Source organism: Xanthobacter sp. DMC12, assembly GCF_056314105.1.
On sequence record NZ_JBQUYZ010000005.1, the window covers coordinates 61,158 to 73,984 of the forward strand.

The following is a 12,827-nucleotide window of genomic DNA, read 5'->3' on the forward strand; positions in this document are numbered from 1 at the left end:
TCGGGCGTGACCCTAGAGAGCCGCCGCGCGGCTGGCAACGCGGGAGGGTTTCCCCTCAGCTCTTGGCCAGTCCGGCGAGCACCTTGTCGACGCCGGTCACGCCCACCTTCACGTTCACCTGCCGGCCGTCCTGCAGGCGGAAGGCGATGGTGGCCTCCTTGGCGCCGGACAGCTCCCTGGCGAGGGCGGCGTCGTAGGCGATGCTCGCCTCGCACTCGCTGGTGCTGCACCACTGATAGGCGAGCTTGCGGGTGTTCTGGCCGAGCACCAGGTCCACGCCTTCGCGCACCAGCACGCCGGTGGGGGTGGTGATGGCGATGGTGGGCACGTCCTTGCCGTCCTTGCCGATCTTCCACACCACCACGACGCGCTTGGACTGGTTGTCGGTGATGCGCAGGGCGCCGAAGCAGGTCTTCTTGCCGGTCTTGGCGCCGGCGGCGGGGGGCAGCTCCTGGCAGGTGAGCACCCAATTGTCGAACGACTGGGTCTCGGTCTTCACCGGGCCGGTGGGCGCGGCGGGGGCGGCCGGCTGGTTCTGGGCGGTGCGGTTCTGGGCCTGCGCCGTCTGCTGGGACTGCGCCACGGTGACGGCGCCCGTATCCTCGGAGAACAGCACGGCGAACGGCGTCGCCGCGAGGAGCGCGGCAAGGGCCAGGAACGGAGCGGTGCGGAAGGAGCTGGCGCGGAACGGACGGGGAAGGAACACGAGACGCCTCCGTGGACGAGGACTCGGGGGACAGAAGGGGCAGGGACCAGAGGCACCGGACCGGCACCGCCGGTTCCGCCGCGGCGCGGTCCCGGACGGGCGGAATACGGCAGCCCTCGCGGGTGCCCGCACCCGGCGGGCGAGGATGGGGCGGCGCGGCGCGAAAGCCAAGCTCCGTCGCGATCTTGTCCCCGGAGAAGAAACGGGCGGCGCACCCTCACGGCACGCCGCCCGCCGGACTGATCGAGGATCAGGCGCCGCTCACCACTGGTAGCGGACACCGCCCTTGGCGCTGCCGGCCGTGAAGTTGTCGCCGAACTTCACATCGGCACTCACGAAGCCGTTCCAACCGGTGTCCTTGGCGAAGACGTTGAGCCCGACACCGAGCTCGCCGAACAGGCCGTCGAAATTGTCGACGGTGCCGAAGGGCACGCCCGGATTGAACACGGTCACCGCGTTGTCGCCGAGGAACTCGTACCAGAGGCGGCCGGTCACGCTCGCCTGCACCCGGTAGGTGGCGGCGTCGTAGATCTGGCCACCGACGCGGGCGCCGAGGCTGCCGCGCAGGCTGTCGTTGTTGCCGAAGTCCACGAAGGTGTTTCCGGCAATGGCGAGGTTGGAGATGTTGGTGTTCACGTAGGACAGGGTGGCGAGGCCGTCGAAGAACCCGCCGTTGGCCCAGGTGAAGAGCCGGTAGCCGGTGTCGAGGGCGAAGCCGACGTTCCGGGCGTCCGTGGACTGGCCGAAGTAGCCGATGCCCGCGAGCGTCGGCGCGTTGTAGTCCATGGAGAGGAAGTCGGCCTTGATGAGGGCGTCGAAGTACCAGTTGCCGGTGATGTAGGTGGCATAGGCACCGACCGTCCCGCCCGAGTAATCCGCCGAGGTGGGCGAATTGTCGAAGTTCAGGTTCGATCCGACATAGCCGCCGAGGACACCGAACACCACCGCGTCGTTGGTGGTGAACACGCTCTCCTTGCCGAAGTCGGCACCGGCGATGAAACCATAGATGTTCTGGCTGTAGCTGGTGTCGAACCCGTAGATGCCGCCGCCGGCCGCGAAGGTGTTGGAGGCATCACGCGAGCCCCAGCTGCCGACCACCTTGCCCCAGATGCCGGGGGTGACGGAGGCCGGATCGCCATTGACGGTCTTCACGCCTTCCTTGGTGACCAGCTGGGTGGGCGTGCCCTGCAGGTAGGTGCGCAGGTCGGCCTGGCGGTCGAGCCACACGCCGGTGGTCTCGTGCCAGATGGCCTGGGCGCCGGTGACCAGCTTCGGCAGCTCGAACACTTCCTGGTCGGGCAGGCCGATCAGGTAGGTGTCGTTGCCCTTGACCGTGAGGTCATAGAAGAACAGGCCCTTGTCGATCACGCCGCCGAACTTCGCCGAGTAGTTGGTGGAGCCGGGCGAGATGTAGAAGCTCGTCGGGTCCGTGGTGCCGGCGACGCTCTGCACGTCCACCACCTTGATGCCGGCGAGGTTGAAGGCACCGGGTCCAGCGTTGACGTCGTGGATGAGCAGGCCGGTGGAGCCGGTGGTGACGAGGCCGGCGATTTCCACGCCGTTCACGTCGAGGCCGCCGACCGCGAGCTGGTCCGAGGTGGAGCCCGCGGCGCCGAGGTAGCTGTCGAGGCCTACCGTGCTGTTGCCCACGCCGTTCCACTTGCCGCTGACATAGGTCACGTCGCGGGTGCCGTTGCCGGCGATCTGGCCGGGAACCTCGTCGATCATGGTCAGCAGGCCGCTCTGGACGAAGAGCGGATCGCCGTTGTTGAAGGTCTCAAGGCTGTTGAAGTTGGTGGTCTCGGCCACCGCCCCCTGCAGCGCGGTCACGATGCGGCCGGTATTGTTCAGGGTGTCGTTGCCGGCCCCGAAGTAGTTGTTGCCGACCGTGATCCAGGTGTTCGACGACAGGTTGTTGAAGGTGTCGTCGTTGTTGGTGAGGCCGATGCGGCCGACGATGGTGCCGTCGTTGGTGATGGTGGTGGCACCGCCGTCAGTGTCGATGACGATGTCGCTCGCCGCCACGATCAGGCCGGGCAGGTTGTTGCCGCCCAGGTAGCTCCAGGAACTGACCAGCGTGCCGGCACCCACGTTGATGATGGTGCCGTCGTCGCTGTTGACCGAGATCACCGCCTCGCCCCAGCTCTTGCCGGAGCCGATGACCGCATTGTTGGTGCCGATGTTCACCGTGGCGAAGTCGGCCGAGAAGATGCGGATGGCGTTGCCGACGCCGCTCTTGTCCGCGTCGCCGCGGATCAGGGTGCCGTCGGTGGTGGTGATGGTGACGTTGTCCCAGCCGCCGGCGCGGATGCCCTTGTCGTTGGCGACGACCGAGGTGTTGTTGCCGGTGGCGACGAAGATGTCGTTGCCGGGACCGAAGGCGAAGTTCGTGGCGGTCAGGCCGTCATCTCCCGCGGCCACCGAGCTGAAGGCGCCGGTGGTGAGGAAGACATCGCCCGAGCCGGCGAACTTGTTGGCCACGATGCCGTCGTTGCCCGCGGTGATGGCGCTGGTGGTGCCGGTGGTGACCGTGACGTTGCCGGTGGACCCGATGGACTGGGCGTCGATGCCGTTGCCGGAGGTGGTGATGTTGCTGAGGGGGCCGGTGGTGACCACCACGTCACCCGTGCCGCCGAACCGGCCGGCGAAGATGCCGCCCGCGGTGGCGTTGATAACCGAGAGCGACCCCGTGGTGACGGTCACGTTGCCGGTGCCGAAGGTCTTCGATGCGATGACGCCGAAGTCCTGGGCCGCGATCGTGGTCAGGCCGGCCTGGTTCACCGTCACGTCGCCGGTGCCGAAGAGGCTGTTGGCCTCGACGCCGTTGGCGGTGGCGGAGGTGACGTTGGCATTGGCGTTCACCACCACCGCGCCATCGCCGCCCTTCAGGATGAAGATGCCGTTGTCGGTGGCCGTGATGGCCGCGTTGTTGGTCACCCTCACGTCGCCGGCGGTCAGCGCCAGCGAGCGCACCTGGATGCCCTCGTCGCCGGCGGTGATGGTGCCGTTGGTGGTGACGATGATGTTGCCGCCGCCGAGCTGGCTCACCGCGATGCCGTCGTCACCCGCATTGATGGTGCCATTGGCGGACGTGACGATGGTGACGGGGCTGTTGCCGCCGATGGCGAAGGCATGGATGCCGTCGAGGCCGGTGGCCGCGCCGCTCAGGCCGCCGACCGCCGAGTCCACGTCGATGGTGGTCGGGCCGTCGCCGAGCTTGAAGGTCAGGATGCCGATGCCGTCGGACTTGATGGGCGCGTTGGCATTGACGTTCACGTCGATGGCGCCGGTGCCGATGTTGGCGCCGACGATGCCGATGGCGGTCGCCTGGACCTCGGCGTTGACGTTCACCGTGGCGGTGCCCGAGCCGAGGGTCAGCGCGCCGCCGCCCACCGCGGGCGGATCGATCACGCCGTTGATGTTCAGCGTGGCGTTGCCGGAGCCGCCGGAGATGGCGGCCGCGCCGATGAAGCCGCCGGGCGCCACCGTCACCTTGTCGTTCACCGTCACGTCGGTGTTGCCGCCGGTGTTGAAGCCGACGACGCCCGCGATGGCGGCGTTGACCGTGCCGTCGGTGACCACGGTCACCTGCTGGCCCGCGCCGATGTTGCCGCCGAGGACGCCGATGCCGTTGGCCGAGGTCACGGCCGCCAGGGTGTGGACGTCGACCGTGCCGCCGTCGCCGATGGAGAGGGCGCCGACGCCGAGCAGGTCGCCGCTCACGGTGCTCTCGGTGAGCACCTTCACGGTGTTGTTGTTGCCGAAGGCGAGGCCGGCGACGCCGAAGCCGTCTGCCGAGGTCACGGCCGCCTTCGTGTTGATGTCCAGCGAGCCGCCGGTGGCGCCGAGGATGCCGCCGACGCCGAGGAGCCGGCCGTCCACCGTCTGGTCGGTGGTGACCTTCACGGTGTTGGCGCCGCCGCCGATGGCGCCGCCGAACACGCCGAAGCCGTCCGCCGAAGTCACGGTGTCCTTGGTGTGGACGGTGACCTGGTTGGTGTCACCCAGCGCCAGGGCGCCGACGCCGAGGTAGCGGCCGGTCACCGCCTTGTCGGTGGTCACGTCGATGGTGTTGGAGCCGAAGCCGAGGGCCGCCACGCCGAAGCCGTTGGCGCTGTCCACGGTGTCCTTGGTCTCGATGGTGAGGCTGCCGCCCGTGCCGCCGATGACGCCGCCGACGCCCAGCAGGTCGCCCGCGACCGCCTTCTCGGTGGTCACGGAGACGGTGTTCGGGCCGGCGCCGATGGCACCGCCGAGCACGCCGAAGCCGTCGGAGGAGGTCACAGTGTCCTTGGTCAGGACGGTGACGGTGTTCTGGTCGCCCAGCGCCAGGGCGCCGACGCCGAGGTAGCGGCCGGTCACCGCCTTGTCGGTGGTCACGTCGATGGTGTTGGAGCCGAGGCCGAGGGCCGCCACGCCGAAGCCGTTGGCGCTGTCCACGGTGTCCTTGGTCTCGATGGTGAGGCTGCCGCCCGTGCCGCCGATGATGCCGCCCACGCCCAGCAGGTCGCCGGAGACGGCCTTCTGGGTGGTGACGTTCACCGTGTTGGCGCCGGTGCCGATGGAGCCGCCGAGCACGCCGAAGCCCGAGGCCGAAGTGACCTTGGCCTGGGTCTCCACATTCACCGTGGTGCCGCCGCCGCCGAGGTTCAGGGCGCCGACGCCGAGCAGGTCGCCGGACACTTCCTGCTGGGTGGTCACCTTGATGGTCTGGCCGGTGCCGAGGCCGAGGGCCGCGACGCCGAAGCCGTCGGAGGAGGTCACCTTGTCCTCGGTGACGATGGTGAGCTGCGAGCCCGCGCCGCCGATGAGGCCGCCGACGCCGAGGAAGGTGCCATCCACCTGCTCGCCGGTGGTGACCTTCACCACCGAGCCGTCGCCGAGGCCGGCGCCGATGACGCCCGCGCCGCCGGAGGTGACCGCGGCGGTGGTGGAGACGTCCACGTTGCCGTTGGCGCCGATGGAGAAGCCGCCCACGCCGAGCAGGCCGGAGTCGATGGCGCCCGAGGTGGAGACCTTCACCACCGCGTTGTCGCCGATGCCGCCGCCCAGCACGCCGATGCCGTCATTGGTGATGGCGGCGGAGTTCTTGACGCCGACGTTGCCGTTGTCGCCGATCACCACGCCGCCGACACCCAGCAGGCCGCCGGTGATGGCGCCGGTGTTGGTGACCTTCAGCTGGGCGTTGTCGCCAGCGATGAGGCCTGCGACGCCCGCGCCCTGGGTGCCGATGGCGCCCGAATTGGTCACGGTCATGACGGCGTTGTCGCCGGCGACGATGCCGAGCACGCCGGCGACGTCGGCATTGACCGCGCCCTGGTTATTCAGCGTCACGGTGTGGTTGTCGCCGAACGCGCCGGCCAGCACGCCCACGCCGCTGTTGTCGGAGATGGCGCCGGAGTTCACCACCTTCACCGTGGTGCCGGAGCCCTCGCCCACCGCGATGCCCGCGACGCCGAGGAAGCCGCCCGTGACGGTGCCTGAATTCTTCACGTCCACATTGGTGCCGGCACCCGCGCCGCCGAGGTCGAGGGCCGCGCCCAGCACGCCGATGCCGCCGGTCTCGATGGCGCCGGAGTTGCGCACCTTCACCGTCTCGGTGCCGGTGCCCTCGCCCACAACGATGCCGCCGACGCCGAGGAAGCCGGCATCGACAACGCCCTTGTTGTTCACCGAGACGTCGTTGCCGTTGCCGACTGCGAGGCCGAGCACGCCCACGGCATAGTCGGTGACCACGCCGTTGTTCTGCACGTCCACGTCAACGCCGGGACCGGCATTGTTGTTGCCGACCTTGATGCCGGCGACGCCGAGGAGCGGCGTGGCGCCGGAGGAGGACTGAACCGAGGCGTTGTTGTCCACCACCGCGCGGCCATTGCCGACATTGAGGGCGACGACGCCGATGAGGTCGGCATCGATGGTGCCGGCGGTGTTGGTGGTGGCGGTGCCGCTGCCGATGGTGAGCGTGCCGGCGCCGATCAGCGGCGGGTCGATCACGCCGGAGAAGTTCACGGTCGCATTGCCGTCGCCGCCGGCGATGGCGCCGACGCCGATGAGGCCGCCCGAGGCGACCTCCACGGTGCCGGTGGTGTGGACGTTCACATTGCCGCTGGTGTTGAAGCCGAGCACGCCGCCCTGGGTGCCGGAGACGTCCTTTGTCTTCACGTCCACCGTGCCGCCGGTGCCGATGGAGCCGGCGATCACGCCGAAGCCGCCGGTGGCATCCACGTTGTCCTTGGCGTTGACCTTCACGTCGTTGCCGGTGCCGATGCCGACCGCGAGGATGCCGGTGCCGTTGCCGGCCGTCACGTTGTCCGCCGTGGTGACGTTGACGGTGGCCTTGCCGGTGCCGACCGCGGAGTTCCAGGTCGAGGGATCGTTGGGGTCGAAGCCGGCGAGATCGCCGACGCTGGCACCGATGGCGGTGATGCCGTTGCCGCTGGTGCCCTCGATGTCGCCGGAGACGTTCACCGTGGTGTTGGACGTCCCGTTGAGGCTCCCCGAGAGGGCGAAGATGCCGTTCGAGCCGCCGGTGACATCGGCATTGCCCTGCACCGTGGTGGTGGCCGAGGCGGGGCCGCTCAGCGGCGCGGCGAGGGAGGTGGCGGTGATGCCGGCACCCGTCCCGCCCGTGATGCCGCCGCCGTTGGCGGTGACGGTGGTGGTGGCGGTGGCGCCGGTGGCGCCGGTCACGCTCGTGAGGGCGGAGATGCCGTTGGTGCCGCCGGTGACGGTCGTGCCCGCGGTCGTGATGGTCGTGGTGCCGGTGCCGGCACCGATCAGGTTGGCCCCGACCGTGTTGACCTTGATGCCGTCGCCCGTGCCACCGAGGAAGGTACCGTTGGTGGTCGATACGGTGGCGGTGGAGCCGGCGTTGATGACGAGGCCGTTGGCGCCGCCGGAGACGTAGGCGAGAGGAAGCGACGAGAAGTTGACGCCGGTGCCGCCGTTCAGGTTGATGCCGTCAGCCGTGCCGCCCACCGCACTGCCGGAAAAGCCGGTCATGGAGATCGACAGCAGCGTGCTGTAGCTGATGCCCGTCGCGCCGCCGTTGAAGGACGCCCCGACATTGTTGCTGGTGATGCCACTCGTCGTCGAGATGTTGAAGGCGGTGAGGCCTGCGCCCGTATTGTTGACGACCGCACCCGAGCCGGCGACCACCGTAGCCGGTGCGACGCCATATGGGATGGCGGGGAGCGAGTAGCCGTCGTTGTCGGTTCCGGTGCAGGTGACCGTGACAAAACCACCCGCACTGCAGGCCGCGTTGGCCGTCCCCGGCTGGACCACGCCCGCAAGCACCGTCGCCAGAGCGGAGCTGAGAAGCAGCGCGCGCATACGACCCCGGTTCACCGAAGGATGCGCCTCAACGCCAGACAGGATGGTGCCGCCCGAATTGACCATCTTCACCCCCAACATGCGGCCGGAGGATGCCCTCCGCCGGACTGGATCCGTTTTCGGCCGCCACAATCTGCGACCTTTGGTTGTGGAGCGATTTTCGCACTCCTCGAACTGAGGCGAACTTACCCAGCGTCTGCAATCACCTCTCCGCAGGACGCGAATCATCGCTGCTCAAAATGCGAACTTCTTCATATTCACGTGAGGTGTTGCACTTCTGCCATGATCTATTTTAGTGTTTTAAATCAGATAATTAGATCTGGATTCAACGCAGAACGGTTGCCGGCAACCGCCCAACGGTCGAGCCCAAGACAGAATAATTGACGGTAATTTAGTAGCGCAGATTGCGTTTAGACTCTGTTTGCCGTGTTGTAGACACGTCAAGGGAGGCAGGGCGGCCAATCATGGAGGACTTTGAGAAGATTTCGCAGACGCAATATTTGAGTATTCATGATTGCTCTGCGTCAAATTCACAGACTCATCGGGCGCGACTGCAAGGTGGCGGCCCCGTAGCGCACAAGGTAAAGAGGGTTAACGATCGGTTAACGCTACGCCAGACGCTGTTACCAAATGTGGCCATTATTTGTGCGGAAGCGCCACAATTGGGCGCCCTGCGCCTGACGGTGCTGGAGCTGCCCCTTACTCTGGCAGGACGCGCCAGCGAATCCTCCACCATCGCGCTCGATCAGGGGCCGACACAACCGATTCCGGCCAACGTCCCGTTCCTAGCAACGGTGCGGCGTCGCGCGGACATCCGCTTTCCCGCCGGGTCGGTGATTCTGGTGGCGGCCCCCGACCGCACGCCGGGCGCCGGCGAGACGGCCGCGGGCACGGGCGCGCTGACCACCGATCCGGACGGATCGGTCGAGCTGCTTATCACGCAGGCACAGGCGATCGTCGGGCGCGACCTGCCGCCGGCCCTGGCGCGGGCCTGCGAGGCCGGGCTGCTCGCGCTTCTCTCGGTTGCGCGCGAGCGGGAGGAGGGCGGACCGCCCACCGGCGACCACCTGTTCCGCGACATCCTCGCCGACATCGCCGCCAATTCCCGCCAGCAGGATTACGGGGTCGCCCAGGTGGCGCAGCGCTACAAGCTGAACGTGCGCACGCTCCAGAAGATGTTCCAGAAGCACGGCACCACGCTGCGGGAACACATCACGGCCGCGCGCCTGAAATATGCGGGCGCGGCCCTGCTCGATCCCGCCAATGCCGGAAAGAAGGTGTCGGACATCGCGTTCGAGGCCGGGTTCAACGACATCGCCACCTTCAACCGGCTGTTCCGCCGCACCTTCGGGCGCGCCCCCTCGGCCTTCCGCACCGAGGCGAGCCGGGCCGCGGCCGGCGCCGCCCGGGCCGAGCAGGCGGATATCAGCCCCGCGGAGTGAGCGCCTTGCGGCGTCACCCTTCGCTGTCGAGCGCCTCGCGGCGTCACTCCTGGCTGTCGAGCGCCTTGCGGCGCCTGCGCACCGCATCCGCCAGCGCGTCGAGGGCGGGATCGCTCACTCCGTGCCCGGCCAGCCCCTCGCAGGTGGCGAACAGGTAGTCCGCAGCCGAGCCGATGGCGCCCCGGGCGGTGGCGAGGCGGTCCACGACCTCCGCCTCGCTCAGGCCGCCGGCATAATGGGGATTGGTGCGATCCATGGTGAAGGCGATGGCGCTGCCGATGCGCCCACCGGCGGGGTCGTTCACCTCCAGCCAGCGCGGCACATAGGCCCCGGCCAGCATCTCGCGCCGCCAGAGCAGAGAGAGTTCGTGCTCCAGCCCTTCCTCGGGCAGGCGCAGGGCAACGCCGGTGCAGTCGCCGCCCGCGTCGAGGGCGAGGGTGAGGCCGGGCCGGGCCGGCGAGCCGCGCCCCACCACGGTCTCGAGGCAGAAGGCGCGATGCCAGCCGTCGATGCGGCCGACGCGGCACTCCTCCACCCGCACGGTCGGGTTCCAGATCAGCGAGCCGTAGGCGAAGAGCCAGGCCGGCCCCTCCGGACGCGCCGCCAGCGTGGCGTCGAGGGAGGCGGCGCGCTCGGCCTCCGTGAGCACGGCAAGGTCGGGCGCGTCGCGCGCCACCAGCGCGTCGATGCCGCCGGCCTCGATGAGTTCGCGGGTAAGGGCATTCATCTTCATGGCTGCCCCTATTTAAGCAGGAACCGCGCCAATTCCCATCCCGCCGGCCACTTGCCCGCGTGCCACATGCCGCGCGAGCCCTCCCCTGGTAGGGCATGGCACCCGGCATCCGGCCTGAAACGGCTCCGGAACCGACTTGGCATTTGGCTTGGCCGCAGAAGCCGTGCCATGAAGGGAGAACAAACCGCGCTCATCGCTTCGTCTACCGGTGGCGGGCGCGGACATCGGAGGCTCGCCGGGGGGCGCGGCCGGCCTCGGTTCACCATCGGCGCAGCATCGGCCGCGCCGCGAGATCACGAGCGCGAACTGCCCCATGAACGACGCCTCCGTCAGCAGCACCGCGCCCCAGGCCGCGCCGGATCTCGGCGCGTGTGACCGCGAGCCGATCCACATTCCCGGCTCGATCCAGCCGCACGGCCTGCTGCTGGTGGCGGACCCGCGCACACGCACCGTCATGGGCGGCGCCGGCGACATCGAGGGCCGGCTCGCCGAAGCGTGGCTGGGCGCGACCCTCGACACCCTGCTCGGCCCGGACATGGCGGCACCGCTCCAGGCCGCCATCCAGCAGGCGCCGCAGAACGGCGTCACCCGCCTCGGCCTCGTCGCCGGGCGGGGCGAGACCTTCGAGGCCCTTCTGCACCGCGCCTCCCAGGGTCTTCTGGTGGAACTGGAGCCTGCCCCCGAGGTGCGGCTCGGCGCGGCCGAAGTGCTGGCCGGGCTCGACGCAGCGTCGGTCAGCTTCGAGCGTGCCCCGGACCTGCGCAATCTGTGTGCGGAGGCTGCCGCCGTCTTCCGCCGCATCACCGGCTTCGACCGGGTGATGATCTACCAGTTCCTCGACGACGAGGCGGGGACGGTGCTCGGCGAGGCGAAGGCGAAGGAGATGGGCTCCTTCCTCAACCACCATTTCCCCGGCAGCGACATCCCCCGGCAGGCGCGCGCGCTCTATGTGCGCAACCGGGTGCGGGTGATCCCGGACGTGGCCTATGAGCCGGCCCCGCTGCGTCCGGCCGAGGCGGGGCTGGCGCAGCTCGACCTGTCGGACGTGATGCTGCGCTCCGTGTCGCCCGTCCACGTCCAGTATCTGCGCAACATGGGGGTGGGCGCCTCGGCATCGGTCTCCATCGTCAAGGACGGAGTGCTGTGGGGCCTCGTCGCCTGCCACAACCGCACGCCCCGCCGCCTGCCTTATGAACTGCGCATGGCCTGCCAGTCGCTGGCCTTCAACCTCGCCCGCCAGATCCGCACCCGCGAGGAGGCGATGCAGTATCGCGACCGCATCCGGCTGCGCGGCGCCGAGGATGCCCTCGCCGACTATCTCTCCGCCGACGCGCCGGTGGAGGACGTGCTCGCCCGTCACGGCGACGACCTGCGCCGGGCGCTGGGCGCCGACGGCTTCGCCGTGGTGGAGGCCGACCGCATCCGCGCCAGCGGCCGCTGCCCGGACGAGGCGGCGCTCCGGCGCATCGCCCGCTGGGTGGAAGGAAAGGCCCAGGCGCGCGCTTTCAGCACCCCGTCCCTCTCCGCCCTTCTGCCCGCCGCCGCCGAGTTCGCGGCGCTGGCCAGCGGGCTCGCGGCGGTAAGCATCCCCGGCGACGCGCCGCTGGTGCTGATGTGGCTGCGCGCCGAACAGGTGGAGGTGGTCAACTGGGCCGGCAACCCGCATCGCGACGACCCGGCCAATCCCGCCGCTCACCTCAACCCCCGCGCCTCGTTCGAGGCGTGGAGCGAGACCGTGCGCGGCAAGTCGCGTACCTGGTCGCTGGCGGAGGTGGAGACCATCAGCCGGCTCGGCCACGCGGTGCTGCAGGCCCGCCAGAACCGGCGGGTCCGCGACCTCAACCGCCGGCTCTCCTTGACCGTGGTGGAGAACGAGCGGCTGCTGCAGCACAAGGATTTCCTCATGCGCGAGGTGAACCACCGCGTGCAGAACAGCCTGCAGCTGGTCTCCTCCTTCCTGCGCCTGCAATCGCGCCGGCTCGGCGAGAGCGAGGCGGCCTCGGCGCTGGCAGAGGCGGAGCGCCGGGTGGCGGCGGTGGGCCTCGTGCATCGCCAGCTCTATGCCGGCGAGCAGGTGGAGGCGGTGGACCTCTCGCGCTACCTCATCGACCTCACCCGCGAGGTAACGAGCGCCCTCGGCAAGGAGTGGGAGGCGCACATCAGCCTCGACGTGGCGCCGGTGCTGATGGCGGCGGACCGCGCTGTGCGGCTGGGGCTGATCCTCACCGAACTGGTGCTCAACACCGCCAAATATGCCTATGGCGGCGCCCCCGGCCCGCTCAGGGTGGCGCTGGAGCAGCACCGCGACCGCTTCCGCCTGGTCGTCGCGGACAGCGGCAGCGGCAAGGTGGGCGAGCGGCAGGGCTTCGGCACCATCATGATCAAGGCCATGGTGCAGGGCCTCGACGGCATCCTCTCCGACGAGGAGAACGCCCCCGGCCTGCGCACCATCGTCACCGCCCCCATCTGCCCGGCCGGGACGTAAGACGGGCGGACGGACGCTCAAGCCCTGCGCGGGCTTGACCGGAGCCCCTTCCCCGGCGCCCCTTGTGCCGCCCCTTCCGCTTTCCGGCCGCCGTCCCTATCTCACCACCATCTTTCGTTCGGGGGCGGA

Annotated in this window: 5 protein-coding genes; 2 read left to right on the top strand and 3 right to left on the bottom strand. The window is 69.3% G+C overall.

Annotated features, from left to right (window positions below):
* Window positions 1–55: 55 nt before the first annotated feature.
* Both ACT535_RS18135 and ACT535_RS18140 read right to left on the bottom strand, forming a co-directional pair.
* Entirely contained in the window at window positions 56–706 is a 651-nt protein-coding gene (locus ACT535_RS18135) for an invasion associated locus B family protein (protein ID WP_476365508.1), read from the bottom strand.
* Window positions 707–967: 261 nt separating this feature from the next.
* Window positions 968–8,104: a hypothetical protein gene (locus tag ACT535_RS18140; protein ID WP_476365509.1), complete on the bottom strand. Its 7,137-nt coding sequence runs from the start codon at window positions 8,102–8,104 to the stop codon at window positions 968–970.
* Window positions 8,105–8,700: 596 nt separating this feature from the next.
* Here ACT535_RS18140 and ACT535_RS18145 point away from each other — a divergent pair.
* The gene (locus ACT535_RS18145; RefSeq protein ID WP_476365510.1) at window positions 8,701–9,480 is read left to right on the top strand and encodes a helix-turn-helix transcriptional regulator; all 780 of its coding nucleotides are present in this window, start codon (window positions 8,701–8,703) and stop codon (window positions 9,478–9,480) included.
* Between the two features lie 43 nt (window positions 9,481–9,523).
* Here ACT535_RS18145 and ACT535_RS18150 read toward each other — a convergent pair whose 3' ends face one another.
* Window positions 9,524–10,213, bottom strand: a complete 690-nt coding sequence (locus ACT535_RS18150; protein WP_476365511.1) for a gamma-glutamylcyclotransferase — start codon at window positions 10,211–10,213, stop codon at window positions 9,524–9,526.
* A 313-nt stretch (window positions 10,214–10,526) separates the two neighbouring features.
* On the opposite strand from ACT535_RS18150, the gene ACT535_RS18155 reads away from it, so the two are divergent.
* Window positions 10,527–12,698: a histidine kinase dimerization/phosphoacceptor domain -containing protein gene (locus ACT535_RS18155; protein WP_476365512.1), complete on the top strand. Its 2,172-nt coding sequence runs from the start codon at window positions 10,527–10,529 to the stop codon at window positions 12,696–12,698.
* Window positions 12,699–12,827: the final 129 nt, after the last annotated feature.